The organism is Faecalibacterium sp. 3 (assembly GCF_048323735.1).
Taxonomy (GTDB): Bacteria; Bacillota; Clostridia; order Oscillospirales; family Ruminococcaceae; genus Faecalibacterium; species Faecalibacterium wellingii.
In genome coordinates, this window is the sequence record NZ_JBLWFN010000001.1 from 1,007,174 (window position 1) to 1,032,080 (window position 24,907).

A 24,907-nucleotide genomic window follows, 5' to 3' on the forward strand; every position below is an offset into this window, starting at 1 on the left:
TTTGGAGAATTGAAAAAACGGAATTTACCTATTAAGACATATAAACTCTTGACAATAAAACTCCTATATAGTATGTTTTTAATAAACTACTATATAGGAGTTTTTGTATGGAAATGAATGGAGGATTTCTTGTCACCAAAATAAAACAGCTTGGAGACCGGATTTTCGAGAAGATTCTCAGTGAAAAGAATATTGATGCGTTTAATGGAGCCCAAGGGCGTATTCTTTATGTGCTGTGGCAGAAGGATGGTATTTCAATCAGGTCACTCTCGACTAAATGCGGATTAGCGATAACATCTCTTACTACGATGCTGGAAAGAATGGAAAATCAAGGGCTGATAAGCCGTGTTCAGTCTGAAACGGACAAAAGGAAAACGCTCCTGTTTCTGACTGAGAAAGCACATGCCTTAAAGGGCGAGTACGATTCTGTATCTGATGAGATGGGCAGTATTTACTACAAAGGTTTTTCAGCGGAAGAAATTACCCGGTTTGAGGAATGCCTCGACCGCATCAGAAAGAATCTTGAGGAGTGGCAGAAGTCATGAGTATTTGTATCAAAGATCAGATTCAGAACATGAATATCGTCATTGGCTGCACAGTGGGGTGTACATATTGCTATGCCCGCAACAACGTGAAACGCTGGCATATGATGGATGATTTCGCTGCCCCTGATTTCTTTCCGGGTAAGCTCAAGATGATGGAAAAGAAACGTCCGCAGAACTTTCTTCTTACCGGCATGAGCGATCTCTCCGGATGGAAGCCGGAATGGAGAGACGAGGTATTTGCAAAGATCCGTGAAAATCCACAGCATCAGTTCCTGTTCCTTACCAAGCGACCTGATCTGCTGGATTTTGATACCGATCTGGAAAACGCATGGTTTGGCGTTACGGTGACGAGGAAAGCAGAACTGTGGCGTATCGACGCCCTTCGGAAAAACGTCAGAGCAAAACATTACCATGTTACCTTTGAGCCGTTATTCGACGATCCCGGCACAGTTGACCTTTCCGGAATCAATTGGATCGTTGTCGGCACCATGACCGGAGCTCAGAGCAGGAAGATTCATACGGAGCCGGAATGGGCATGGTCTCTGGCGAACCAGGCAGATAAGCTCGGCATTCCGGTGTTTATGAAGGAAGACCTTGTCCCTATCATAGAGGATGAAAATATGATTCAGGAAATGCCGGAAGGATTTAATAAAGTGTTAGAGGTACAGAAATCATGGAAGAAGTAATAAATGGAATCCTCATTCGTGAGGTGGAAACAAAGAACATCATGACTAAGTCCAGTCTGCCGGTAGGCGGTTACTCGGTCAATCCCTATGTGGGCTGTACACATGCCTGCAAGTATTGCTATGCTTCTTTTATGAAGCGCTTTACCGGGCACAAGGAGGAATGGGGCACTTTCCTTGATGTGAAGCATTGGCCAGAAATTAAAAATCCGAAGAAATATGCCGGACAGCGGGTGGTCATCGGTTCTGTGACAGATGGCTACAATCCACAGGAGGAGCAATTCGGGAATACCAGAAAACTTCTGGAGCAGCTGATCGGCAGTGACGCAGATATTCTGATCTGCACAAAGTCGGATCTTGTGGTACGGGATATTGATCTGCTGAAGAAGCTTGGACGTGTAACCGTTTCATGGTCGATCAACACACTGGATGAAAATTTCAAGAACGATATGGACTCTGCTTCGAGCATTGAGCGCCGTATCTCTGCTATGAAGCAGGTATATGAAGCAGGTATCCGTACAGTCTGTTTCGTATCCCCGGTATTTCCCGGTATCACGGATTTTGAAGCAATCTTTGAGCGGGTAAAGGATCAGTGCGATCTGTTCTGGCTCGAAAATCTCAATCTTCGAGGCGGTTTCAAAAAGACAATTATGGATTATATCGCCGAAAAACAGCCTGATCTTGTACCACTTTACGATGAGATCTATAACAAGCATAACCGCAGCTACTTTGAAGCACTTGAAGTAAAAGCCGAGAAAATGGCTAAGAAGTACGATTGTGCCTTTGTGGATAATGAAATGCCTTATGGCAGAGTCCCGCAGGGGCATCCGGTGATCGTAGATTATTTCTATCATGAGGAAATCCGTGGGACAGAGAATACCGGAAAAAGAAATCGCTAATTTCGCGTTTGTGGAGCGAAGCGGAACAATGAAAGCCCCAGTGGGGCTTTTAAGCGACCGAACGGTCTTGCGTTAGCAAGATGGAGGGGCCTCGCCCCGACAAGTTCGCGTTTGTGGAGCGAAGCGGAACAATGAAAGCCCCAGTGGGGCTTTTAAGCGACAGAACGGTCTTGCGGCAGCAAGATGGAGGGGCCTCGCTCCGACAAGTTCCAGTTTGCCGTACAGCACTGAACAGCGGAAAAGCCCCTGCATTCCAAAAACGGATGCAGGGGCTTTTTGTTTACTTCAAGATAATTTCGCCGTTTTCATCGGCATCCACCACAAGGGTGCCGCCGGAAGCAAGGCTGCCGTCGATCAGGCGCTCGGCGGCGGGGTCTTCCACGGCCTTGCGGATCACGCGGCGCAAATCGCGCGCGCCGAACTTGCCGCCCTGACTCTTTTGCACCAGCGCCTTGAGGGCTGCCGGGGTATAGCTGTATGCGATGCCCTTGGCCTCCATGCCGGGCTTGTACTCGTCCAGCATCAGGGCCGCGATGCCCTGCAGGGTCTGTTCCGTCAAAGGCTTGAAGGCGATCACTTCATCCACGCGGCCAAGGAACTCCGGCCGCAGGAACTGGGCCAGCGCCTTGCGGGTCTTTTCCTCGCTGAGCTGTTCCTCGCTCTTGTTGAAGCCAAGCCCGCCGGTGGATTGGTCGCTGCTGCCGGCGTTGGAGGTCATGCAGATGACCGTGTTGGAGAAGTCCACCGTGCGGCCCTGCGCATCGTTGATCTTGCCCTCGTCCAGAATCTGCAGCAGAATGTTCATCACATCCGGGTGTGCCTTTTCGATCTCGTCGAACAGCACCACGCTGTAGGGGCGGCGGCGCACCTTCTCGGTAAGCTGACCGGCCTCCTCGTAGCCCACATAGCCCGGAGGCGAACCGATCATGCGGGACACCGCGTATTTTTCCATATACTCGCTCATGTCCAGACGGATGAGCGGGTCGGGGCCGTCGAACAGCTGATTTGCCAGCTGCTTGACCAGCTCGGTCTTGCCCACGCCGGTGGGGCCTACAAAGATGAAGCTGGCGGGACGGCGGCGGCCGGAAAGGTCGGCGCGGCTGCGCTTGATGGCCTGCGCCACCAGATGCACGGCCTCGTCCTGCCCGATGATCTTCTTTTTCAGCTCACTCTCAAGGTTTGCCAGCTTCGCGAACTCGGTTTCGCGGATTTTCACCGCCGGGATGCCGGTCCACAGCTCGATGACCTTGGCCACATCGTCCATGGTCACCTGGATCTCGCTGGCGGCGGCCTGCTTTGCGGGCAGCTCTGCCTCCAGCTTGGCGATGCGGGTCTTGCGCTCTGCCACACGCTCGTAGTCGATGGGCTCATTGACATCCGCATTCTCCATCTCGGCTTCTTCCTGCTTCAGGGCATCCAGCTCCTTCTGCATCCCCAGATACTCGGAAATGACCGGATGGGCCAGATTGCAGCAGGCACAGGCTTCGTCCAGCAGGTCAATGGCCTTATCGGGCAGGAAGCGGTCGGTGATATACCGTTCGCTCAGGGTGACGGTGGCCGAAAGCACATCGGCCGGAACCTGCACATGATGGTGCTGCTCGTAGTAGCGCTTGATGCCGTTCATCACGGCAAGTGTATCGGCCACGCTGGGCTCCTCCACCCGCACGGGCTGGAAGCGGCGCTCCAGCGCCTGATCCTTTTCAATGTACTTGCGGTACTCGTTGAAGGTGGTGGCACCGATGACCTGAATTTCTCCGCGGGAGAGGGCGGGCTTCAGGATATTGCCCGCGTTCATGGCACCCTCGCTCTCACCGGCCGAGGTGATGGTGTGGATCTCGTCGATGAACAAAATCACATTGCCCGCAGCCTTTACCTCGCTCAGCAGACCCTTGACCCGCTGCTCGAACTGGCCGCGGAACTGGGTGCCTGCCACAAGGCTGGTGAGGTCCAGCAGATAGATTTCTTTATCCTTCAGGCCGATGGGTACATTTCCCTTTGCGATGCGCTCCGCAATGCCCTCGGCAATGGCGGTCTTGCCCACACCGGCTTCACCGATGAGGCAGGGGTTGTTCTTCTGGCGGCGGCTCAGAATCTGGATGGTGCGATAAATTTCGCGGTCGCGGCCAATGATATCGTCCAGCTTTCCTTCCCGGGCCTTGCGGGTCAGATTCTCGCAATAGGTATCCAGAAATTTGCGCTTGGGCGGCTTTTTGCCGTTTTTGCGGTCGGTCTTTTTATCGCCTTCCTTTTTATCGCTGCTGGTAAAGCCCAGCGGGAAGGTGGCATTGCTGCCGGGCACAAGATCCTCGTCCATGCTGTCCGGGTCGGCGTCCTCGCCGCCGTTTGCCATGTTCATCATCATGGAGAGCGGGTTCGAGTCCCCCATTTCCTCCATCATGCTTTCCATGCGGCTCTCCATGTTATCGAGGTCCTGATCCGACATGCCGAATTGCTTCATCAGATCATCCACCGGCTTGATGTGCAGTTCCCGTGCGCAGTGCAGGCAGTAGCCCTCCTGCTTCATCTGACCGCCATCCATCCGCTGGATGAAGATGATCGCCGGACGTTTCTGGCATCGAATACAGAGCATAGTTCCTCCTTTATTCAAAACCCTTTACAGGAAAGGGTTGAAGAGATTGAAGATTTTGTAGTAAAGGCTCGTGCTCATCACCGTATCGTTGAGCACATTCAGGCTGCCGCCTGTGATCACGATGAGGCCCCACAGGATGCACAGCACCAGATAGACATCCAGCAGTGCCGTACCGGCTCCCACCAGCCAGCCAAGGCCGCGGTTCACCGTGCCGATGACCGGCAGCTTGTTCACAAGGCCCAGCACCGTGACCAGCATACTTACCAGCAGGCGCAGAAGCGCGTAGAACAGGAAGAACAGCACCAGTGTGATCACCGGGGTGAGCAGGGGCTGCAGCACATTCTCCACAATGGAATCGGCCAGCACCACGGCATTGTCGGCCAGAACGGCCCCAATGGAGCGCTCGCAGGCCGCCACGATGGACGCGCGGAAGCTGGCGGGCAGAAAGCCTGCATACTTTTCCGCAATGCCGGAAAGGTCCACCGCACCGCCTGCGGCGATGCTGGCGGCGATCTGGGTGCGGAAGCCGCCGGCCAGCATGTGCTCGAACACCCATCCGGCACAGGCGGCGGAAAGCTGGTGGGCACCCAGCAGGCTGAGCAGATTGCCCACCAGCCCCACCATGGACGCAAGGAAGCCCTTGCGCGCATAGCGCACCATCAGGATCACCCATACTACAGTGCATATAATATCAAAAAGAAATGACGGATTCTTGAACATACCTTGTTTTCCCTGTTATTTTTATCACTTTCCCCGCAAGAGTGCTATTTCCGCATGATTTCCCACCTAAAAAAGTCACTGTCCGCTGGAAGCTGCCTGCTCCGGCGGCGTGAGCACCTGCACCGTATTGCCGGTGAACACCAAAATCTGCCTGCCCTCGACCAGTGCCCGGGGCCGGGCCGAAAGCGGCTGGCTCCACTGGAACTCGCCCACATTGTTGAAGCGTTCCACCGTGCTGTCGGTGAGCAGGTAGAAGCCATCGTTCTTTGCCCGGATGATCTGGCTGGCCGAGAGCACGCTGCCGCTGTAACCCACGGTCAGCTCCCCGTCCAGCAGCACCGCCGTGCTGGTCTGGCCATTGCTCAGCAGCAGGGCCACGCCATTGTTTTCGGCAGACACGCTGACGAGGGTGCCGCCGCCAAAATCATAGCTGGCGCGCTCGCCGATGCTGCCGCCGGTGGTGTTGTACAGCACGGCGCGGTTCTCGTAGATCACCAGCAGAAAGCCGTTGGACAGCCAGCCCATCCACTGGGGCACACTGTTCTCGGTGCTCAGCAGCACCGGGTCGCCCTGTGCAAGGGGCAGCGCATACAGGTTGGTGGTCAGCTGCCCGCCCACTGCCGTCACAGCGGCTGCGGCAAGGCGGCGGCTGTCCGGCGAAAACGCCATGCGCAGGGGAACGCCCTGCTCGCTGGTCAGGTTCCAGACCAGCTGCTGCTGCATGCTGGAATTGTAAACGGTCAGCGCTGCCGCGCTGTCGGCATTGTCGGTCACAACAGCCACCTGCCCGGCGTCTGCCACGGCGCACAGGTAGATGGTGCTGTCCATGGTCTTGGTGTAAAGGTTCTGGGTGCGGCTTTCCACCCGCAGCTCACTGCCGGAGCGGTTGTACAGCACAAAGCGGGTCTTGCCGACTGCAATGGCCGGGCGGGCGTAGCCGCTCTGGATGCTGTTGAGCCGGGTGCCATTCATGCTGTAAACAGCACAGCTGTCTCCGCCCATCTCCACAAAGGCACCGGAAAGCTGCTGCACCGTGTCCGGGTCGGTGATGCCGGTCTGCTGCGGCCAGCCGGACGCCGGGGCCAGCGCGATGGCAGCCGTATCCACCAGATCCTTTGCCCGCGCGATGGAGGAGCCCACCGCGCCGGTGGCAAACAGGACGAGGATGGTCAGCACCGCTACGATGATAACGGTGCGGCGGATGCGCCGTGTGCGCACCCGGGCCCGGGCGGCTTCCAGATATTCGACGCGCCCGGCAGAAAGCGGCTCCCCTTCGCTGGAATGGTCGCCGCGGCGAATTTTGCTCATGGATGGTTCTCCTTACAGATCATACTCCACACATTTCAAAAACAGGCCCTTGGCGGGCAGGGTCGGCCCGGCGCGGCTGCGGTCGCGGCTTGCCAGAATGGCGGGGATCTCCGCCGGGTCCAGCCGGCCTGCGCCCGCTTCACACAAAGTGCCCGCCAGAATGCGCACCATGTTGTACAGGTAGCCGTCGGCGGTCACTTCAATGTCGATCTCGTCCCCCTTGCGGGTAACGTGACAGTCCGTGATGGTGCGCACCGTGTCGCCATGGGCTGCAGCGGAAGAGCCCGCCGCGCACAGGGCCAGAAAATCGTGCCTGCCCACGAACTGCTGTGCTGCCGCCTGCATTCTGGCTTCGTCCAGATGCCGGGGCACCCGGGTGTAATAGGCCGCATCAAAAGGCGAATCGATGGGGTGGTTGTGGATGCGGTAGAGATAGGTCTTGGTGTGGGCGGCGTACCGGGCGTGGAAGTCCTCCGGCACCGGCTGTGCATCCAGCACCCGGATGTCCGGCGGCAGATGCTGGTTCAGCGCCAGCGGCAGCTTTGCTGCCGGGATACGGGTATCGGCGTGGAAGTTCAGCCGGAAGCCCAGCGCATGCACCCCCGCATCGGTGCGGCTGCAGCCCTTGATGTCGGGCCGGGAGCCCAGCACCGCTTCCAGCGCGTCCTGAAACGCAGCGGCCACGCTGCGCCCGTTGGGCTGCACCTGAAAGCCGCAGTAATTGGTGCCGTCGTAGGCAAGGGTAAGTAAAAAATTCATAGTCTAAAACCCTCTCAGGCAATGCCTTCCGGCATTGCAAGCGCCTGAGAGGGTTCTCCTCTTTAAAAATTCGGGAACACCAGCCGGGAGGCAAGGATCACTGCAAAGCAGGCGATGCACACGGCCAGATCGATATAATCCTGCTTTTCGCAGCGCAGCACCTTCAGGCGGGTGCGGCCGTCGCCGCCCCGGTAGCAGCGGCATTCCATGGCCATGGCCAGCTCGTCCGCGCGGCGGAAGGCCGAAATGAACAGCGGGATGAGCACCGGCACCAGCGCCTTGACCCGGTCGGTCATCTTGCCGGTGTCCAGCTGGGCACCGCGGGCCTTCTGGGCGTTCATGATCTTATCCGTCTCCTCAATGAGGGTGGGGATGAACCGCAGGGCAATGCTCATCATCATGGCCAGCTCATGCACCGGGAAGTGCAGTTTGCCCAGCGGCTTGAGCAGCTGCTCAATGGCGTCCGTGAGCACGATGGGGCTGGTGGTGTAGGTGAGCAGGCTGGTGCCCGCGATGAGCGCCATGACGCGCACCGCCATCAGCACCGCATAGCGCACGCCCTCGGCATAAATGGTCAAAAAACCGATATGCACCAGCGGTTCGCCCTCGCCCGACACAAAGAACAGGTTGAGCACCGCCGTGAACACCACGATGGGCAGGATGGGCTTCAGGCTCTTCAGGATCATTTTGCCGGGGATCTTTGCCACCCGGTACATCACTGCCAGAAACAGGATGGAAAGGGTAAGGCCCAGCGGATTGGAGGCTGCAAACAGCAGCACGATATAAGCGATGGTCAGCACCAGCTTCAGGCGCGGGTCGAACCGGTGCACCAGACTGTTGCCCGGGAAGTGCTGGCCAATGGTGATATCTCTCAGCATCCGGCAGCACCTCCTTTCTGCTTTGCTTCCCGCGGGAGCACGAGGCTCTCGCCTGCATCCCGGCGGCGCTTCGCCTCCAGGATCATCTTGACCGCATAGGGGATGGTGTACACATCGGCGGGCACATCCACCCCCATCTCCCGCAGCTTGAGGAAAATTTTCGTCACCTGCGGGACGGAAAGGCCCAGCTCCAGCAGCTCCGGAGCGCGGGCAAAGACTTTTTCCACCGTGTCGTACATGGCAATTTTCTTGTTGCTCATCACGAGGACACGGTTGGCATACTTGGCAATGTCCTCCATGCTGTGGGACACCAGCAGCACGGTGGTGCCGGTCTTTTTGTGGTACTCCTTCACCTCGCTGAGGATGTCGTCCCGTCCCTCCGGGTCCAGACCGGCGGCAGGCTCGTCCAGCACAAGGATGCGGGGCTTCATAGCCATGACGCCCGCCACGGCCACCCGGCGCTTCTGGCCGCCGGACAGCTCAAAGGGGCTGCGCTCCAGCAGGGCCGGGTCAAGGCCCACGAAATCGGCGGCTTCATGCACGCGGCGGTCGATCTCGGCTTCGTCCAGACCCATGTTCTTGGGGCCGAACGCGATATCTTTATAACAGGTCTCCTCGAACAGCTGGTATTCCGGATACTGGAACACCAGACCGGTGAGGAAGCGGAAATCCCGGATCTTCTCCGGGTCGGCCCACAGGTCGCGCCCATCGATATAGATTTTGCCGCTGGTGGGCTTGTTCAGGCCGTTCATATGGGTGATGAGGGTGCTCTTGCCGGAGCCGGTGGCCCCGATGATGCCCACAAAGTCGCCCTCTTCCACCGTAAAGCTCACATCGTCCAGCGCAGTGACCGCATTGGGCATGCCGGGGTTGTAGACGTAGCTCAGATGTTCTACTTTGATGATATCTGCCATTGCGTCTGCCCTCCCTTACTGCAAAAGCTCGTACAGAGCCTGTGCGCATTCGCCGGTGTTGATGATGCCCTCCGGCATCGGGATGCCGGCCTTCACCAGCTCGTCCCGCAGCTCTGCGGCCTGCGGCACATCCAGATGCAGGGAACGCACCTTCTCGGTCTGGCTGAACACCTCTTTGGGGGTGCCCTCCATCACTACATGGCCCTTGCTCATCACCAGCACACGGTCTGCCTGCGCAGCTTCCTCCATGTAGTGGGTGATGGACACCACGGTGATGCCCATATTCCTGTTCAGGTAGTGGATGGTCTGCATCACCTGCTCACGGCCCCGGGGGTCCAGCATGGCGGTGGCTTCGTCTAATATCAGACAGTCCGGCCGCATGGCAACCACGCCCGCAATGGCAACGCGCTGCTTCTGGCCGCCGGAAAGGTTGTGGGGCGCGCGCTCGCGGTACTCATAGATGCCGGCCATCTTCATGGAGTCGTCCACGCGGCGGCGCATTTCCTCCGGCGGCACGCCAAGATTTTCCAGTGCAAAGGCAACGTCTTCCTCCACCACGGTGGCAACGATCTGGTTGTCCGGGTTCTGGAACACCATACCCACGGTCTGGCGGATATCATAGATCTTGTCATCGTCTGCGGTGTCCATGCCCTCCACGTAGACCTTGCCGCTCTCCGGCAGCAGGATGGCGTTGAAGTGCTTTGCCAGAGTGGACTTGCCGCAGCCGTTGGCACCCAGCACGGCCACAAATTCGCCGCGCTTTACTTCCGTTGAGACACCGTCCAGTGCGTAGACCGGCTGGTCGCTGTCGTAGCGGAATTTCAGATTTTGTGCTGTTAAAATCGTCTCTTCCATTTGTGTTTCTCTTTCTGGTGGTGCGCCCCTCTGAAAGGGGCTGTACCCCATTCTATATCATTTTCAACACCACACTGCGTGTGGTGTTGAAAATCTCTTGCTTTTTATATTACTCTTCCCAGATGGCCGTTGCGCCGCAGGGCACCACGCCGCCGGTGGCAGAGACCGGCAGGCCGATCTCATCGCAGGAGGTCTGCCCGCCAAAGCGGGGCACCAGTGTGGTCTTGAGCATATATTCCATGACCGCCGGGGACAGGCCGGTGGTGTAGCTGTTCACTGCAAAAAACAGCGGCGTATCGCTCAGCACTTCCTCGCACTGGCTGATGAGGTCGTAGATGCAGTCCTCCAGCTTCCAGATCTCACCGCCGGGGCCGCGCCCGTAGCTGGGCGGGTCCATGATGATGCCGTCGTAGGTGTTGCCGCGGCGCTTTTCGCGGGCAACGAACTTGGCACAGTCGTCCACCAGCCAGCGGATGGGCCGGTCGGCAAGGCCGCTTGCCACGGCATTGTCCTTGCCCCACGCCACGATGCCCTTGGAGGCATCCACATGGCAGACGGTGGCACCTGCCGCCGCACAGGCCAGCGTGGCACCGCCGGTGTAGCCGAACAGGTTCAGCACCTTTACCGGGCGGCCTGCGGCACGGATCTTTTTGGCGTACCATGCCCAGTTGACAGCCTGCTCCGGGAACACGCCGGTGTGCTTGAAGCCGGTGGGGCTGACGATGAGGGTGAGCTTATCCTCGCCCTCGCCGCAGCTGATCTTCCACTTTTCGGGCAGACGGCGCTTGTATTCCCACTCGCCGCCGCCCTGATTGGAGCGGTGGTACACCGCATCTGCCTTTGCCCACAGGGGGCTCTGCTTGGGCGTTTTCCACACCACCTGCGGGTCCGGGCGGATGAGGATGGTCTCACCCCAGCGCTCCAGACGGTTGCCGTCGGTGGCATCCAGCAGTTCATAGTCTTTCCAGGTATCTGCAGGGCGCATGGCGTCCTCCCTTCTTTTACTGTCCCAGAATGCGTTTGTTGATCTTATCCACGATGCGGTCGGCGCAGCGGTGGATGGCATCCAGATCCTGGCCCTCCACCATCACGCGGATCTTCGGCTCGGTGCCGGACACCCGCACCAGCACGCGGCCCATGCCCATAAGCTTCTGCTGCTCGTTCTCAATGAAACCGGCCAGCACCTCGTCCTCTTTATAGGCTTTTTTCTGGGCGGCGTTGGCGGTCACATTCACCAGCACCTGCGGGTACTGGGCATAGATCCCGTTCAGTTCGCTCATCTTTTTGCCGCTCTCCGCCAGCAGCTTGAGCAGCTTTCCGGCGGTCAGCTCACCGTCACCAGTGGTGGCATGGTGCAGCAGGATCACATGGCCGCTCTGCTCACCGCCGATGGCAAACCCGTTCTCGCGCATGTTTTCCAGCACATAGCGGTCACCCACGGCGGTCTTTTCGGTGTTGATGCCCTGTGCCTCCATGTACTTGATGAAGCCCAGATTGGACATGACCGTGACCACAGCGGTGTCGCCGTCCAGACGGCCTTTTTCCTTCATGGTCATCGCCAGCAGGGCAATGATCTTGTCGCCGTCCATCTCCTGACCCTTTTCGTCGCAGCCAAGGCAGCGGTCGGCGTCGCCGTCAAATGCAATGCCGCAGTCAAAGCCGCCTTCCACCACGGCCTTTTCCAGATTTTCCAGATGAGTGCTGCCCACACCCCTGTTGATGTTCTGGCCGTCCGGTGCAATGCCAAGGAAGGTGCACTTTGCGCCCAGACGGGGGAACAGCTTCTGCGCCACAGCGGCAGAAGCACCGTTTGCACAGTCGATGCAGACGTTCAGGCCGGTCAGGTCGCCGTGGATGGACTCATACAGGTGATCCACATAGTCCTGCAGGCCGTCGTCGCGGCGGTAAACACGGCCCACCTCGGCACCGGTCTTCAGCTCGATGCCTGCACAGTCGTTGTCGATGTAGACCTCGATCTCGTTCTCCACCTCGTCCGGCAGCTTGTAGCCGGTACCGGCAAAGATCTTGATGCCGTTGAACTCCATCGGGTTGTGGGACGCCGAGATCACGATGCCGGCATCTGCATTGTATCTGCCCACCAGATAGGCCACAGCGGGCGTGGGCAGAACGCCAAGGCTCTCCACATCCGCACCCACACTGCACAGACCGGCTGTCAGGGCTGCTTCCAGCATATCGCCGGACTGGCGGGTGTCCTTGCCGATCAGGATGCGCGGACGGTGGCCGGTGCTGCCGGTCAGCACCGCGGCGGCGCCGCGGCCGATCTTCATAGCCAGTTCACAGGTCAGGTCTGCGCCCGCTACACCGCGCACGCCATCGGTTCCAAAGTATTTTCCCATAATAAAACCCCACTTTCTATAGAAAGAAGAACCCTCTCAGTCAATGCCTTGCGGCATTGCCAGCTCCCCCAAAAGGGGGAGCTTTTTGGCATCTTTTGGTTTTTCGCTCATGAAGCTCTCCCTTTGGGAGAGCTGTCGAACGAAGTGAGACTGAGAGGGCAAGCCCGTTTATCTCAGAACAAACTCTGCTGCCCGTTCTCTTCGGGCGCGCCGGTCTCCGGCGCTTTCAGGCCCAGATGCTCGTAGGCCAGCCGGGTGGCACAGCGGCCCCGCGGCGTCCGGGTCAGAAAGCCCATCTGCATCAGATACGGCTCACACAGGTCTTCCAGCGTGACGGCCTCCTCACCCAGAGCCGCCGCCAGCGTTTCCAGACCCACCGGGCCGCCGTTGTACATTTCAATGATGGCACGCAGCAGGCTGCGGTCCAGTTCATCCAGACCCAGCGCGTCCACGTCCATCCTCTTGAGGCCCATCAGGGCCACGTCCTGATCGATGATGCCATCGCCCAGCACGGTGGCAAAGTCGCGGATGCGCTTCAAAAAGCGGTTGGCCACGCGGGGGGTGCCCCGGCTGCACTTGGCCAACTCGTATGCGCCCTCCGGGGTGATGGGCTGATCCAGAATGCCTGCCGAGCGCTGGATGATGCGGCTCAGCTCGTCCGGGCCGTACAGCTCCAGTTTGAGCAGCACGCCAAAGCGGTCCCGCAGCGGGCCGGTGATCTGGCCCGCACGGGTGGTGGCCCCCACCAGCGTGAACCGGGGCAGATTGATGCGGATGCTCTGGGCGCTGGGGCCCTTGCCGATCATGATATCCAGCGCATAGTCTTCCAGCGCCGGATACAGCACCTCTTCCACCTGCCGGGACAGGCGGTGGATCTCATCGATAAACAGCACATCGCCCTCCTGCAGGTTGGTCAGCAGGGCGGCAAGGTCGCCGGGCTTTTCAATGGCCGGGCCGCTGGTGATGCGGATCTGCACCCCCATCTCGTTAGCAATGATGCCCGCCAGCGTGGTCTTGCCCAGACCCGGCGGGCCGTAGAGCAGGATGTGGTCCATGGGCTCCCCGCGCCGCTTGGCGGCTTCCAGATAGATCTTCAGGTTCTGCTTGACCTTTTCCTGCCCGATGTAGTCTTCCAGATGCTGCGGGCGGAGGTTGTTTTCCTCGCTGTCCGCCGCAGTCATGCCGGGCTGCATCATTTTTGCGCCATACAGCGCGGTTTCGTCCTGCATCGTTTACCTCCTGCCTGCTGCCATGCCGCGCAGGGCCAGCTTGATGATCTCTTCCACGGGCAATGTTGCATCGATCTTGGAAACAGCCAGTGCGGCCTCGCTCTGGCTGTAGCCCAGCGATACCAGCGCCGCAATGGCCTGACTGCTGCTCTGGGCGGCGGGCGTCTGCGCAGAAGCCCCCGCCACATCCTCCAGCGAGATGCCGTCCACAAAGCCCTTGGCGACCTTGTCCTTCAGCTCCAGCACGATGCGCTGGGCAAGCTTGGGGCCCACGCCGGAAGCCGCCTTGAACGCCTTGTGGTCCCCCGCCGAGATCGCCAGCGCCACCCGCTCCGGCTCCATCACGCTCAGGATGGCAAGGCCCACCTTGGGGCCCACGCCGGACACGGCGGTCAGCATCTCAAAGCAGGCCTGCTGCTCCTCGGTGGCAAAGCCGTAAAGGCTCACATCGTTCTCGGTGACGCTCATCACGGTGTAGATGGTGGCTTCCCTGCCAACGCCGGGCAGTGCGCCCGCCACGCTGGCCGGGCACTGGGCGTAGTAGCCCACACCGCCGCAGCTGAGCACCACGGCATTCATGCTTTTTTTGACGATTTTTCCTGTCAGACAGTAGATCATTTGAAACCCTCTCAGTTTCTGTGTCGGCCAATTTTCCTCTGTTCAGCTCGCCCTTCGGGAGAGCTCCGGCACCGCGCCGCCGCAGGCGGACGGAACCGGTGAGAGGGTCAGATCGGCCCGGCCACACGGCGGACAAAGCGGTTGAGCTGGTTGCCGTTGGTGTGGCAGAAGGTGATGGCCATTGCCAGCGCATCGGCGGTATCGTCCGGCTTTGGCACGGCGGGCAGATGCAGCAGCACGCGGGTCATTTCCTGCACCTGCTTTTTCACTGCCTTGCCGTAGCCGGTGACTGCCTGCTTGACCTGCATGGGGGTGTACTCGTAGATGGGCAGGCCCGCCTGCGCCGCTGCCAGCAGAATGACCCCCCGCGCCTCGGCCACGCCGATCACGGTGGTCTGGTTGTGCTGGTAGAACAGCTTTTCGATGGCCAGCACCTCAGGCCGGGTGCGCTCGATCACCTCTTTGATGCCGGTGTACACCTCATCCAGACGCCGCTCGAACGGCACGCCTGCATCGGTGCACACCGCACCGAAATCCACCGGCGCAAACCGGTTGCCCCCGTAATCCACCACGCCCCAGCCCACGATGGCGTAGCCGGGGTCGATGCCCAAAACTCTCATGCTGCGATACCTTCCGATACTATTCCTATTATAACTTTATTATTATATCACAACAAAACAGTGTGAGCAACAGAAAGCCGCCGATCCTTTGCGCCGAAATCTGCGTTCCCGCGCAGAAAAGGCCTTTTTGAGACCGTAATTTCAAAAAAGTTTTATATTTTTTGCAAAAAAGGCTTGCTTTTTTGCAAAAGGTATGATAACATAAACAAGCTGATTTCGGCAAAAAACGGAATATGGACGGTTAGCTCAGCTGGTAGAGCATCTGCTTGACGTGCAGGAGGTCACAGGTTCGAGTCCTGTACCGTCCACCATACAGTTCGTACTCGAACCCGATTTTCTATGAGAAGGGGTTCGGGTACGTTTTTTGTTTACAAGAGGTTCTGCGAAAGGACTACTCGGAACAGTAAACGAGCAAAGGCAGGGTATCACCATGACGGTGGTATCCTGCCTTTTTCTTTGAAATCAAGTTATCATTGTGCGAACTTGATTGCCCTTATGGAGAAAATCATTTTACTGGTCTGCGCTTTCGTACATCTGGGTCGTTGTGCCGACCTGCTCCGTACCAGCGTTCTCGTCAATGGTCACATCGGCAGTGCAGCTTTCAATGGTGCTGCCCTCGGCGCGGCCTGCAACGGTACCGGGTGTAACGGCACCGTCAATGCTGCCCTTTACCGAGCAGTTGGTGATTTTGAAAACCGTCTCCTCACCGTAGTAGTACAGACCAGTACCCACAAGGCCGCCCACATGGGTGGCACCGTTTGCCTTGATGTTCACGGTCACATTGCAGTTGTCAATGACAGAGGGATAGTTTTTAGTGGAGAAGCCTTCCGTCTCAAGGCAGATATCCGGGTTGGAATGAGTACCCGCATAGCCGCATAAACCGCCAATGGCGTGACCGCCGTTTTCGCTCTCGATGGTCACATCAGCGGTGCAGTTGGTGATGGTGTCCATCATTTCCAGACAGCCACCGATGCCGCCCAGACCCACCGGCTCATTGCCGGTGGCTTTTACGGTGCCGGATGCGGTGCAGCTGTCGATGCTGCCGCCAAAGCTGCCGCCGACTACCAGACCGCCGCACTCGGCAACGTCTGCCTGGATGATCTGATCGGTAAAGTGATTGTCACCGATGACGACCACGGTAGCGCCCTCCACCGTGCAGTTGGTGATGGAGTTGTTGTTGCCGCCCACGATGCCGCCGACACAGTTGTTGCCGGTAATGGTGGAATCACCTTTCAGTGTGACGTTGTCTACAGAGCCCATGTTGTAGCCCACAACACCGCCAATGGCCATGGAAGTGCCTTCCGTTACTGCGACCGTGGCATTTTCCAGTGTCAGATTTTTCACCTCACCGCAGCTTACGCCGAACAGACCGGCACCGCAGTTGTAAACATCCGAAGTATAGTTCAGGTTGGAAATGGTATGGCCGTCGCCATCAAAGGAGCCGAGGAACAGGGTGGAGTGTGTTTCCATGTCGTTCATGTTGCCGATGGGAGCCCACTCGACGCCAGACAGGTCCAGATCACTGGTCAGCTTGAAGGAAACACCGGCATAGCCGCCCTGCGAGCCATCGTTGACGTTGGAAGCAAAGGTCAGCAGGGAATCTACGCTGTTGATCTGGTAGGGGTCTTCCTGCGTGCCGGAACCACCGTCATAGTTGGCGGAAACAGCAGTGGTGCTGATGGAAGAAGCTGCCGCAGAACTTGCGGCAGTGCTGCTTGCGGTACTCTGGGCGGAAGAACCTGCACAGCCTGACAGGAGAGCGGCGGCGAGGCATACGGCAATCACGCCGGTTTGAATTCGTCTCATAATGGAATATCCTTTCTTTGTTAGTTTCTTCTAACCAGAAAGTATAACAAAACAAAGACGGTCTGCCACTCCGAACCGTCAGGAAACATCCAATTCGGACGGCGAGTTTCGGAACAGAGTGGGGCTTATGCCGTATTCCTTTTTGAACGCTTCCGAAAATTTGCTAGGGTTATCATAGCCGAGTGTAGCTGCGATCTCGGTCACACTGCGGCTTGTATCCTGCAAAAGGACGCGGGCGGTCTGCATCCGGTAGGTTTTCATGTATTGATAAATGGAGCTGCCATAAACGGCTTTGAAGCAGAGCTTCATGGAAGTCTGCGCAATGCCGAACTGCCGGGAAAGCTCAGCCAATGTGTAATGGTGACTGAGATCTTGTATCATTGCATCGTGTATCGCCCGGACAGCCGTGACCTGACTGCGGGAGAAAAACTGCCGCTTTTCCGAGAAGGACTCCTGCGGTAGGTCGTTTAGGAGCATGAGCAGTTCCAGTACCTTGGCTTTCAGGTAGTGTGCCATCCGTTCCGGTGGGGCGGCATACAGCTCCGAGAAAATGTGCGCGACTTCCCGGTTGCTGCGCAGCACATAGCAGCTCTCTTCCCGGCAGAAACGCTCGGCGATGGCTTCCAAATGGATATCAAGATCGCCCATGATGGCTTCCAGAGAAGAAAGCGTCTGCTGCGCCCGCGGCAAGTCGATGGTGATGGAAATGCCGTGATAGTGCGCCAGTGGAAAACGGGTCTGCCGGGTGGTGTGGCTCAGCCGGTGAATGGACAGGTCGCCCGCACCAATATACTGATAATCGCCGTTCTGAAATTCGCACTCAAACCGCCCTTCCCGGCAGTGATTGATTTCGATGGTATCCGGCATGGGGCGTTTGTTCTGATTCTGCCCGTCCTTCATGTGAAAGTCATTGTAGAAAAGATCGATCCCCGACAGGATCGGATATTCAGAGATGAGCCCTTCGCCGGTGTCGTTTTGCATCCGGTAAAGTCTGCACCCGGCAGATGCGGCCAAATGCTGCACCTCCGGGTCAAAGAAATCAATGGGACACTGCTTCATTCCAGCACCTCCTCACAGCCCTATTATAATAAATGCATGAGTTTGGAACAAGCCACACCTTTATCCATTGAATCTATAAATTCCAGCTTATAGCACGCGTTCCTAGCAGGGTTTGGGGCAGGCACGCCCCAACAAGAACACTTCGGAAACTCGCAAGAGTTGAAGAAGTGAAGTCCCGGATGGACAGGAAATTTTCAAGAACTGAAAATTTGTGGCCACGGGACGATTCTTGCTCTCAGCTAATAAGCTCAAATTCGATTTTCCGTAATTGTTTCCAAATTGTTAAAACGCATAAGCGGGCAAAGAACTTTTTTCTTCTGAAGTGGTGGTGTTCACGATGAGCACCACCACTTTTCCGTTTTGTTTTTCTTGCAAACAGGTGTGAAATATGGTATATAGGTTATACGAAACATTGCGTTGATTCAATGATGTGCAAAGAGAGGTGCTCCCATGACCGCTGTAATCTACGCCCGCTATTCATCTGACAGCCAGCGCGAAGCGTCCATTGAAGGACAACTGCGCGACTGCAAGGACTACGCCGAGAAGAACGGCATCACCGTGGTCGGCACCTACATTGACCGTGCCTACTCTGCCAAAACGGATGACCGCCCGGACTTTCAGCGGATGATTAAAGACAGCGGAAAGAAAATCTTCGATGTGGTTCTGGTCTGGAAGCTGGACCGCTTTGCCCGGAACCGATTCGATGCCGTGAACTACAAGTACCAGCTGGAAAAGAACGGTGTCCATCTGGTGTCTGCCATGGAACCCATCTCGCAGGGGCCTGAAGGCATTATGGTGGAGAGTATGCTGATTGGCATGGCGGAATACTATTCCGCCGAACTCGCCCTGAAAGTGGCGCGCGGTGAGCGCGAAAATGCCCTCCAGTGCAAGTACAACGGCGGTGTGGTGCCGCTGGGCTTCACCATTGGCAAGGAGGACAGGCTGTACCATATCGACCCGGAGACGGCTCCCATCGTGCAGGAGATCTTCACCCGATACGCCGACGGCGAACCGGCTGAGAAGATTGCCGCCTCCCTGAACGAGCGCGGCCTGCGTACCCGCACCGGGAAGCCGTTCGTGAAGAACAGCTTCTTCCAGATCTTCCGCAACCGCCGCTACATCGGCGAATACCGCTACAAGGACATTGTGACGCCGGGCGGCATTCCGGCTATTGTTGACCAGGATTTGTTCGACCGGGTGCAGCAGCGTTTCGAGCAGAACAGGATCGCCCACGGTCGGCCTGCAAAAGAGGATGTGAGCTATCTGCTGACCACTAAGCTGTTCTGTGGCAAGTGCGGCACCCTGATGGGTGGCGAAAGCGGCACCAGCCACATGGGAAACACCTACTATTACTACAAGTGCGGCAACGCCAAACGCCACGGCAAGGCGCACTGTGACCTGAAAGCCATTCGCAAGGAGCCGCTGGAACGGTTCGTGGTGGATACCGCCATCAAGGTGATTTTTAACGATGAAATCATCGAACGGCTGATAGATTTGGTCATGGAAGCCCAGCAGAAGGAGAACACCCGGCTGCCTGTCCTGAAAGACCAGCTCAGGGACACGGAGAAACGGCTGGCAAACCTTCTGGAAGCCATTGAACAGGGCATCCTGACCCCGACCACCAAGCAGCGTTTGGACGAGCTGGAAGCCCGGAAAGAAGCTCTGAACACCAGCATTCTGGAAGAAGAGCTGAAAAAGCCCGTCTTGACCCGTGAGTGGATTCGGTTCTGGCTTGAAAAATTCCGCAAGGGTGACGTGGGCAGCACGGAACACCAGCGGCAGATCATTGATACCTTTGTCAACTCGGTCTACGTCTTTGATGACCGGGTCGTACTCAACTTCAACTTCACGGACGATGCCAAGACGGTCACCCGTGAGGAAGTGTTGGGTTCGAGTGCTGTGGACAATGCTCCACCAAAACAACCCGACTCATTCGAGTCGGGTCTTTTTGTTTTGGTGGGCGGTACAGGACGAGAACAGCACGTGCCGAGCGCAGCGAAGGCAATCAAAGCCCCACTGGGGCTTTGATTAGTGCGCGGTTCCCAACGCATAGGAATGTCTACCAAGAAAGATGCCGCCAGACCATTCGGTCTGGCGACTTTTTTCGTGGTGGACGGTACAGGACGAGAACAGGAACGAGCAAAGGCAGGGTATCATCGTGGCGATGGTATCCTGCCTTTTGTTTTGATATGTTTTATCAGTAGATCACAGCATCCGTTGCAGTATAGCCTTCGAGAGAATTCTCCTTGACCTGAATACAAATATAAGTGATTTCAGAATTGCTTGCAGCAAAGAACTGACGTTTTGCCACGGGAGAAATCTTCAGCCAGTCGCCTGCTGCAAGGCTGATTTCTTCGCCATCGATAACGACCTTGCCTTTGCCGGAAAGAACACCGTAGATTTCCTCATTTGCCTTGTGGGAGTGGACAAACGGAACATTTGCTCCCGCAGGAAGCGTATTCAGGCTGATCTCCGCACCAGTCAGGGCGAGTTTTTCATGAAGCTCCGTCCGATTTTCTTTTCCAACTGTCATTTTTGTGTAGCTTGCCATTGTAAGCACCTCCATTTTGATTCGCAATCTTTCATTGCCTGAGTTAAGTATAGAAGCTCACACATTCAAAAACAAGTACGCACCTTTTTGTAACTGTACACTCAAAAATGAATGTGCTATACTCTATACCGAGGTGACCGATATGCGTACAAAAGAAGAACTGCCGGAATGTCCGGTTGCAACAGCAGTATCCCTGATTGGCGGAAAATGGAAGCTCTTGCTTCTGCGAAATCTGAAAGAGCGTCCATGGAGATTCAATGAGTTGCAAAGAAGCATCGACGGGATCTCGCAGAAAGTTTTGACCGAGAGTTTACGGCAGATGATCGATGATGGACTTGCCTACCGCCGTGATTATCACGAGAATCCTCCCAAAGTGGAATATGGATTGACCGATCTCGGAGCGGAAATGTTGCCAATCGTCAATGCACTTGCAGACTTTGGCAATTACTATAAATCCGTCGTTGATCGGTCATGATCGATATAAGGTGGTGCTTCTATGGATATCGAGGTCAAACGAATGTCCCCTACTGCCGTCGAAATGCTCGACCAACTCAGCGCAGTCTGCAAGCGGTTCGGCGTTGATTACTATGCAGCTTCCCAAAATCAGCGCGATCTGCTGGACAGCATTGCCCTGCACGAATATCAACTGAAAAAAGCACACGAGCAAGGGCTGAAGCGTTCCGAAGTGCCTCCGTTTCTTGGTTTGAAGCGCTCTGACCGCAGCAACGATATGCCCGCTTAAAAGTTCGCCTGCTGTGGACAATATTCCACCACAAAAGCATGCACAAAACCCGGAACCTTTTCAGGGCCAACGGCTCAAAAAGGGTTCCGGGTTTCTGTTTGGATGGGATGCCCTGCGGCGCGCGGGGCTTTTTATCTTCTGGTATATCCTGCCATGCCGTGCTCGGCGGGGTCGTAGTATTCCATCAGGGTGATGTAGTTTTCCGGGTAGTGGCAGAATGCCGCACGCAGAACGCTGTCTGCCGGGCTGTTCACACTCATCAGGCTGATGATGTAGTACACCAGCAGCTTCAGCACATCGGTCTCCACCTCATAGCACAGGCCCACGGCCAGCACCGGGATCACGATCTGCCGTGCCTGCAGTGGGATGATAGTCCCCACCCGCTCCAGAATGGGGCGGCTCATGGCAGAGGCCGTCATTACGCAGCGCAGCACTCTGCTCCAATCCATCTGCCGGATGTTCGGCATGCTGCGCAGCCGGGCCATCACGGCCTCGTCGTCCAGGATCACGCCGTCGGCTACCTCTTCCTCCGAACGGGTAAAGGCGCACTGGATCATATCCATGAATGCCGCTTCGTATTTCCGATGATAGTTCTCGCGGCTCTTGCAGAAACGCAGGGCCGCCGCGATCACCGAATCCACATCTTCCCGGGTCGCCAGCTGGTCGAACCGGAGCGGCACGCCGCCCATGCGGCTCTCGATGATGTTCAGATCGTCCAGCTCGTTCCGATAGGTCGTGGCGGGCAGGAAACGGTCGTTGCCGTTGCGGTGATAGCCCCACTCTTCCGGCATGACCCGGGCCACCACGTCGCCGCTGGAAATGAGATTGAAGATGTTGCTCCCGTCCCAGTCCGCTTTCAGCTGGCCGCTGGCAGTGTGGTTGTTGTCGTAGTCTGCCTGCAGCTCCGGCAGGTCTGCCGCCGTCAGTGCCGCCGGGGCTGCAAAGGTGTACACATAGGTGTCCTCCTGCGCGATCTGCGGCAGCTCCCTGCGCACCCGGGCTGCGGCCAGATTTGCCACTGCCGCGCCGCGGCTGTAGCCGCCCAGCCACAATTTGATGGTGCCCAGCTCTCCGGCTGCGGCCTTTGCACAGGCCAGATAGTCCTGCAGGTCTGCAAAGAACTGCTCTGCCGCCGTGACAAAGCCGTAATGCCAGCTGTTCTCCCCCAGATGCAGGTTGCTGACCCACTCTGCGCCATAGCCCACGCCGCGCAGCATCGCCGCAATGATGGTGGTGCGCCGTCCCTGCTGCACCAGCGTTTTCTGGGCAAAGGCGCAGCCCGCCCGGTCTGCCGGTGTATTCAGGCTGCTCTGATAGCCCACGCAGACCGGATTGGCAAAGCCCAGCTCCCGGTAGGCCGCCGCAATGTGGTCTTCGCGGCCCGCTTCCCCCTCCAGCCAGTAGAGGTCATCGCTGCGGTAGGTATTGCCGCATGCCGCCACAAGGCCCAGCGTGGCCAGCGCCAGCCGATGGTCATACTTCAGCGCCGTGTTCTCAAAAAAGGCGTCGGTATAGTAAAAGTCATGGGTCAGGTCGGTCTCGCTGTGGTCGCTGCGGAAGGTCATGGGATACCGGTCTTCCGGCACGATGCTGCCCACCACGGCCTGTGTTTCTTCCGGCAGCAGAGCGTCTGCCGCTGCGTGGGGAACCAGCGTGCCCGCCGCCAGCAGCGCGGCAGTCGTTTTACAGAAATCTCTTCGTTTCATGGTCTTTTCTCAAACGCCCCGGCCCTGACGGGTGATTTCTCCATACCACTCCGGGCGGCGGTCCCGGAACACGCCCCAGCTCATGCGGTTTTCTTCCACCTTGTCCAGATCGAAGGTCGCGGTCAGCACCTGTTCGGTATCGCGGGTGCCGTCTGCCACCAGTGCACCGGTCTCGTCTGCAATGAAGGAGGAGCCGTAGAACCGCAGGGCAGACTTCTGCCCGCCGTTGGCCTCGCAGGGCTCCACCGTTTCCAGACCGATGCGGTTTGCCGCCAGAACCGGCACAAGGTTGCTGCCGGCATGGCCCTGCATGCAGCGGCGCCAGTGCCCGGCGCTGTCGCAGTCCAGAATGGGTTCACTGCCAATGGCCGTGGGGTACAGCAGCAGCTCGGCCCCCATCAGGGCCAGACTGCGGGCCGTCTCCGGGAACCACTGGTCCCAGCAGATGCCGATGCCGATGCGGCCAAAGCGGGTATCCCACACCTTGAAGCCGGTGTCGCCGGGGGTAAAGTAGAATTTTTCCTGATAGTAGTGGTCGTCCGGGATGTGGGTCTTGCGGTAGACGCCCAGCAGGGTGCCGTCTGCGTCCAGCACTGCGATGCTGTTGAACAGCTGGGTGCCCGCCTTCTCATAGAAGCTGATGGGCAGCACCACGCCCAGCTCCTTTGCCACCGTCCGGAAGTGCTGCACTGCCGGATTCTGTGCCGTGGGGGTGGCGTAGGCGTAATATTCATACTGCCGTTCCTGGCAGAAATAGGGCCGCTCGAACAGTTCCGGCAGCAGGATGATCTTGGCCCCCTTTGCCGCTGCCTCCCGCACCATGGCATCTGCCTTGGCGATATTGGCCTCCACCTCTTTGGCGCACTGCATCTGCACCACGGCCACCGTTACGTTTCTCATACTGCTTTCCTCCTCATATCGTTTCTGTCAGCCTCTGGGGATCTGCTGGGTGACGCAGTGGATGTTGCCGCCGCCCACCAGAATGCTCCGGGCCGGGATGGGGTACACCCTGCGGCCCGGGAACAGTCCGCCCAGAATGCGTACCGCCTCGGCGTCGTTCTCGTCTCCGAACTGCGGCAGGATGATGCCGCCGTTGGAGATGTAAAAGTTCACATAGCTTGCTGCAAGGCGCTCCCCGGCCTCGCGGGTATCCTCGCCCTCTTCAAAGGCATAGCCCTGCAGTTCCTCTTCGGTCACGCAGATGGGCTTTGCCGGGATGGGCAGTTTGTGCACCGTGAAGTGCCGACCCTTTGCATCGGTAGCTGCTTCCAGCGCGTCCAGACTTGCCCTGCTCAGGGCGTACTGCGGGTCGTTCTCGTCCTCCGTCCACGCCAGCACCACCTCTGCCGGGCCCACATAGGCGCACACGTTGTCCACATGCTCGTTGGTCTCATCGTTGTAGATGCCCCGGGGCAGCCAGACGATCTTCTGTGCGCCGAGATAGTTTTTCAGCTCCTGCTCGATCTCGGCCCGGCTCAGCTCCGGGTTGCGGCCACGGCTCAGCAGGCAGGCTTCGGTGGCAAGGATGGTGCCCTCGCCGTCCGAGTGGATGGAGCCGCCCTCCAGCACAAAGTGCTGTGCATCATAGCAGTCCATGCCCAGTGCTGCGCAGATGGCGCGGGCGGCTGCGTTGTCCTTTTCCCAGTGGGCGTAAAGGCCGTCCACCATGCCGCCCCATGCGTTGAACTGCCAGTCCACGCCCCGCACGGTACCGTGATCGTCCACCACACAGGTGGGCCCCACATCCCGCGCCCATGCGTCATCGGTCTCGATGGTCAGCACATGGATGTTCTCGTCCCCGGCAAACTCCGCCTGCACGGCACCGGCATCTGCCGGGCCGGCCAGCATCCACACCGTCTCACTCTCGGCAATGGCGCGGGCGGCCTGCGCAAAGGCAGGCTGGGCGTCCCGGCCGCCGTACAGCCAGGAACCGGGCCGCACCGGCCAGATCATCACACAGCCGCGGTGCGGCTCATATTCCGCCGGCATCCGGAAGCCCTCGGCGGCGGGCAGGGTAGAAAAAGTATGCATTGCATTCTCCTGTTGTTTTTTGTTTAGTATACCGGAT

Annotated in this window: 24 protein-coding genes and 1 tRNA gene; 7 read left to right on the forward strand and 18 right to left on the reverse strand. The window is 57.8% G+C overall.

Translation table 11 applies throughout. From position 1 onward, the window contains the following. Positions 1–107 precede the first annotated feature (107 nt). The 3 genes from ACNSPV_RS04675 to ACNSPV_RS04685 are packed head-to-tail and all read left to right on the forward strand — an operon-like array spanning position 108 to position 2,127. On the forward strand, positions 108–545 hold the full coding sequence (locus ACNSPV_RS04675; protein WP_348584417.1) for a radical SAM mobile pair system MarR family transcriptional regulator: 438 nt from the start codon (positions 108–110) through the stop codon (positions 543–545). Beyond that, a complete protein-coding gene (locus ACNSPV_RS04680) occupies positions 542–1,231 on the forward strand; it encodes a radical SAM mobile pair protein A (protein ID WP_348584415.1) in 690 nt (229 codons plus the stop codon). The genes ACNSPV_RS04675 and ACNSPV_RS04680 overlap by 4 nt, the downstream gene beginning before the upstream one ends. Then, positions 1,219–2,127 carry a radical SAM mobile pair protein B gene (locus ACNSPV_RS04685; RefSeq protein WP_348584414.1) on the forward strand — a complete coding sequence of 303 codons (909 nt, stop codon included), beginning with the start codon at positions 1,219–1,221 and terminating at the stop codon, positions 2,125–2,127. Before ACNSPV_RS04680 ends, ACNSPV_RS04685 begins: the two co-directional genes overlap by 13 nt. A 280-nt stretch (positions 2,128–2,407) precedes the next feature. Here the strand turns inward: ACNSPV_RS04685 and ACNSPV_RS04690 are convergent, their stop codons facing one another. The 12 genes from ACNSPV_RS04690 to ruvC form a co-directional block, all read right to left on the reverse strand. Continuing rightward, entirely contained in the window at positions 2,408–4,717 is a 2,310-nt protein-coding gene (locus tag ACNSPV_RS04690; RefSeq protein ID WP_348584412.1) for an ATP-dependent Clp protease ATP-binding subunit, read from the reverse strand. A gap of 24 nt (positions 4,718–4,741) precedes the next feature. Next, positions 4,742–5,377 (reverse strand): hypothetical protein, encoded by a 636-nt coding sequence (locus ACNSPV_RS04695; RefSeq protein ID WP_348584411.1) that lies wholly within the window; start codon positions 5,375–5,377, stop codon positions 4,742–4,744. A gap of 135 nt (positions 5,378–5,512) precedes the next feature. Continuing rightward, a complete protein-coding gene (locus ACNSPV_RS04700; protein WP_348584410.1) occupies positions 5,513–6,745 on the reverse strand; it encodes a DUF5711 family protein in 1,233 nt (410 codons plus the stop codon). 12 nt (positions 6,746–6,757) lie between these two features. After that, positions 6,758–7,504 (reverse strand): tRNA pseudouridine(38-40) synthase TruA, encoded by a 747-nt coding sequence (truA, locus tag ACNSPV_RS04705; RefSeq protein WP_348584409.1) that lies wholly within the window; start codon positions 7,502–7,504, stop codon positions 6,758–6,760. A gap of 62 nt (positions 7,505–7,566) precedes the next feature. Then, positions 7,567–8,382 (reverse strand): energy-coupling factor transporter transmembrane component T family protein, encoded by an 816-nt coding sequence (locus tag ACNSPV_RS04710; RefSeq protein WP_249237884.1) that lies wholly within the window; start codon positions 8,380–8,382, stop codon positions 7,567–7,569. Further along, a complete protein-coding gene (locus tag ACNSPV_RS04715) occupies positions 8,376–9,296 on the reverse strand; it encodes an energy-coupling factor transporter ATPase (RefSeq protein ID WP_348584407.1) in 921 nt (306 codons plus the stop codon). The genes ACNSPV_RS04710 and ACNSPV_RS04715 overlap by 7 nt, the downstream gene beginning before the upstream one ends. 15 nt (positions 9,297–9,311) lie before the next feature. Continuing rightward, a complete protein-coding gene (locus ACNSPV_RS04720) occupies positions 9,312–10,151 on the reverse strand; it encodes an energy-coupling factor transporter ATPase (protein WP_249237882.1) in 840 nt (279 codons plus the stop codon). A gap of 109 nt (positions 10,152–10,260) precedes the next feature. Further along, positions 10,261–11,136 carry a class I SAM-dependent methyltransferase gene (locus tag ACNSPV_RS04725; protein ID WP_291013552.1) on the reverse strand — a complete coding sequence of 292 codons (876 nt, stop codon included), beginning with the start codon at positions 11,134–11,136 and terminating at the stop codon, positions 10,261–10,263. 16 nt (positions 11,137–11,152) lie between these two features. Then, positions 11,153–12,508, reverse strand: a complete 1,356-nt coding sequence (gene glmM, locus ACNSPV_RS04730; RefSeq protein ID WP_348584406.1) for a phosphoglucosamine mutase — start codon at positions 12,506–12,508, stop codon at positions 11,153–11,155. A 173-nt stretch (positions 12,509–12,681) separates the two neighbouring features. Next, positions 12,682–13,737 carry a Holliday junction branch migration DNA helicase RuvB gene (ruvB, locus tag ACNSPV_RS04735; protein ID WP_249237880.1) on the reverse strand — a complete coding sequence of 352 codons (1,056 nt, stop codon included), beginning with the start codon at positions 13,735–13,737 and terminating at the stop codon, positions 12,682–12,684. A 3-nt stretch (positions 13,738–13,740) separates the two neighbouring features. Further along, positions 13,741–14,355: a Holliday junction branch migration protein RuvA gene (gene ruvA, locus ACNSPV_RS04740; protein ID WP_339394633.1), complete on the reverse strand. Its 615-nt coding sequence runs from the start codon at positions 14,353–14,355 to the stop codon at positions 13,741–13,743. A 107-nt stretch (positions 14,356–14,462) separates the two neighbouring features. Continuing rightward, positions 14,463–14,975 carry a crossover junction endodeoxyribonuclease RuvC gene (gene ruvC / locus ACNSPV_RS04745; protein ID WP_339394632.1) on the reverse strand — a complete coding sequence of 171 codons (513 nt, stop codon included), beginning with the start codon at positions 14,973–14,975 and terminating at the stop codon, positions 14,463–14,465. A 235-nt stretch (positions 14,976–15,210) separates the two neighbouring features. Between ruvC and ACNSPV_RS04750 the strand changes: the two genes are divergently transcribed. Next, a tRNA-Val gene (locus ACNSPV_RS04750) sits at positions 15,211–15,286 on the forward strand. Positions 15,287–15,485: 199 nt separating this feature from the next. Here ACNSPV_RS04750 and ACNSPV_RS04755 read toward each other — a convergent pair. Together ACNSPV_RS04755 and ACNSPV_RS04760 are read right to left on the reverse strand one after the other, a co-directional pair. Continuing rightward, a complete protein-coding gene (locus ACNSPV_RS04755; protein WP_097774243.1) occupies positions 15,486–16,781 on the reverse strand; it encodes a GLUG motif-containing protein in 1,296 nt (431 codons plus the stop codon). 78 nt (positions 16,782–16,859) lie between these two features. Further along, on the reverse strand, positions 16,860–17,840 hold the full coding sequence (locus tag ACNSPV_RS04760; protein ID WP_249234995.1) for a helix-turn-helix transcriptional regulator: 981 nt from the start codon (positions 17,838–17,840) through the stop codon (positions 16,860–16,862). 450 nt (positions 17,841–18,290) lie between these two features. Here ACNSPV_RS04760 and ACNSPV_RS04765 point away from each other — a divergent pair, with 450 nt between their 5' ends. After that, positions 18,291–19,868 carry a recombinase family protein gene (locus ACNSPV_RS04765; RefSeq protein ID WP_348584405.1) on the forward strand — a complete coding sequence of 526 codons (1,578 nt, stop codon included), beginning with the start codon at positions 18,291–18,293 and terminating at the stop codon, positions 19,866–19,868. Between the two features lie 169 nt (positions 19,869–20,037). Here the strand turns inward: ACNSPV_RS04765 and ACNSPV_RS04770 are convergent, their stop codons facing one another. Continuing rightward, positions 20,038–20,391, reverse strand: a complete 354-nt coding sequence (locus ACNSPV_RS04770) for a cupin domain-containing protein (RefSeq protein ID WP_080788749.1) — start codon at positions 20,389–20,391, stop codon at positions 20,038–20,040. A gap of 142 nt (positions 20,392–20,533) precedes the next feature. Here ACNSPV_RS04770 and ACNSPV_RS04775 point away from each other — a divergent pair, with 142 nt between their 5' ends. Together ACNSPV_RS04775 and ACNSPV_RS04780 are read left to right on the forward strand one after the other, a co-directional pair. Further along, on the forward strand, positions 20,534–20,866 hold the full coding sequence (locus tag ACNSPV_RS04775; protein WP_348584403.1) for a helix-turn-helix domain-containing protein: 333 nt from the start codon (positions 20,534–20,536) through the stop codon (positions 20,864–20,866). Positions 20,867–20,887: 21 nt separating this feature from the next. Next, positions 20,888–21,133: a hypothetical protein gene (locus ACNSPV_RS04780; RefSeq protein ID WP_249241181.1), complete on the forward strand. Its 246-nt coding sequence runs from the start codon at positions 20,888–20,890 to the stop codon at positions 21,131–21,133. 131 nt (positions 21,134–21,264) lie between these two features. On the opposite strand, the gene ACNSPV_RS04785 is transcribed toward ACNSPV_RS04780, so the two are convergent. Genes ACNSPV_RS04785 through aguA form a run of 3 tightly spaced genes read right to left on the reverse strand, consistent with a single transcriptional unit; the run spans position 21,265 to position 24,870 of the window. Beyond that, positions 21,265–22,839 (reverse strand): lipase family protein, encoded by a 1,575-nt coding sequence (locus ACNSPV_RS04785; protein ID WP_348584401.1) that lies wholly within the window; start codon positions 22,837–22,839, stop codon positions 21,265–21,267. A gap of 9 nt (positions 22,840–22,848) precedes the next feature. Next, positions 22,849–23,739 carry an N-carbamoylputrescine amidase gene (gene aguB / locus ACNSPV_RS04790; RefSeq protein WP_348584399.1) on the reverse strand — a complete coding sequence of 297 codons (891 nt, stop codon included), beginning with the start codon at positions 23,737–23,739 and terminating at the stop codon, positions 22,849–22,851. A gap of 27 nt (positions 23,740–23,766) precedes the next feature. After that, complete coding sequence (gene aguA / locus ACNSPV_RS04795; protein ID WP_339394628.1) at positions 23,767–24,870, reverse strand: agmatine deiminase; 1,104 nt, start codon at positions 24,868–24,870, stop codon at positions 23,767–23,769. Positions 24,871–24,907 lie beyond the last annotated feature (37 nt).

Coding starts and splice junctions, on each gene's coding strand:
- ACNSPV_RS04675 (WP_348584417.1), top strand. CDS start 108: ATGGAAATGAATGGAGGATTTCTTGTCACCAAAATAAAACAGCTTGGA.
- ACNSPV_RS04680 (WP_348584415.1), top strand. CDS start 542: ATGAGTATTTGTATCAAAGATCAGATTCAGAACATGAATATCGTCATT.
- ACNSPV_RS04685 (WP_348584414.1), top strand. CDS start 1,219: ATGGAAGAAGTAATAAATGGAATCCTCATTCGTGAGGTGGAAACAAAG.
- ACNSPV_RS04690 (WP_348584412.1), bottom strand. CDS start 4,717: ATGCTCTGTATTCGATGCCAGAAACGTCCGGCGATCATCTTCATCCAG.
- ACNSPV_RS04695 (WP_348584411.1), bottom strand. CDS start 5,377: ATGGTGCGCTATGCGCGCAAGGGCTTCCTTGCGTCCATGGTGGGGCTG.
- ACNSPV_RS04700 (WP_348584410.1), bottom strand. CDS start 6,745: ATGAGCAAAATTCGCCGCGGCGACCATTCCAGCGAAGGGGAGCCGCTT.
- truA (WP_348584409.1), bottom strand. CDS start 7,504: ATGAATTTTTTACTTACCCTTGCCTACGACGGCACCAATTACTGCGGC.
- ACNSPV_RS04710 (WP_249237884.1), bottom strand. CDS start 8,382: ATGCTGAGAGATATCACCATTGGCCAGCACTTCCCGGGCAACAGTCTG.
- ACNSPV_RS04715 (WP_348584407.1), bottom strand. CDS start 9,296: ATGGCAGATATCATCAAAGTAGAACATCTGAGCTACGTCTACAACCCC.
- ACNSPV_RS04720 (WP_249237882.1), bottom strand. CDS start 10,151: ATGGAAGAGACGATTTTAACAGCACAAAATCTGAAATTCCGCTACGAC.
- ACNSPV_RS04725 (WP_291013552.1), bottom strand. CDS start 11,136: ATGCGCCCTGCAGATACCTGGAAAGACTATGAACTGCTGGATGCCACC.
- glmM (WP_348584406.1), bottom strand. CDS start 12,508: ATGGGAAAATACTTTGGAACCGATGGCGTGCGCGGTGTAGCGGGCGCA.
- ruvB (WP_249237880.1), bottom strand. CDS start 13,737: ATGCAGGACGAAACCGCGCTGTATGGCGCAAAAATGATGCAGCCCGGC.
- ruvA (WP_339394633.1), bottom strand. CDS start 14,355: ATGATCTACTGTCTGACAGGAAAAATCGTCAAAAAAAGCATGAATGCC.
- ruvC (WP_339394632.1), bottom strand. CDS start 14,975: ATGAGAGTTTTGGGCATCGACCCCGGCTACGCCATCGTGGGCTGGGGC.
- ACNSPV_RS04755 (WP_097774243.1), bottom strand. CDS start 16,781: ATGAGACGAATTCAAACCGGCGTGATTGCCGTATGCCTCGCCGCCGCT.
- ACNSPV_RS04760 (WP_249234995.1), bottom strand. CDS start 17,840: ATGAAGCAGTGTCCCATTGATTTCTTTGACCCGGAGGTGCAGCATTTG.
- ACNSPV_RS04765 (WP_348584405.1), top strand. CDS start 18,291: ATGACCGCTGTAATCTACGCCCGCTATTCATCTGACAGCCAGCGCGAA.
- ACNSPV_RS04770 (WP_080788749.1), bottom strand. CDS start 20,391: ATGGCAAGCTACACAAAAATGACAGTTGGAAAAGAAAATCGGACGGAG.
- ACNSPV_RS04775 (WP_348584403.1), top strand. CDS start 20,534: ATGCGTACAAAAGAAGAACTGCCGGAATGTCCGGTTGCAACAGCAGTA.
- ACNSPV_RS04780 (WP_249241181.1), top strand. CDS start 20,888: ATGGATATCGAGGTCAAACGAATGTCCCCTACTGCCGTCGAAATGCTC.
- ACNSPV_RS04785 (WP_348584401.1), bottom strand. CDS start 22,839: ATGAAACGAAGAGATTTCTGTAAAACGACTGCCGCGCTGCTGGCGGCG.
- aguB (WP_348584399.1), bottom strand. CDS start 23,739: ATGAGAAACGTAACGGTGGCCGTGGTGCAGATGCAGTGCGCCAAAGAG.
- aguA (WP_339394628.1), bottom strand. CDS start 24,870: ATGCATACTTTTTCTACCCTGCCCGCCGCCGAGGGCTTCCGGATGCCG.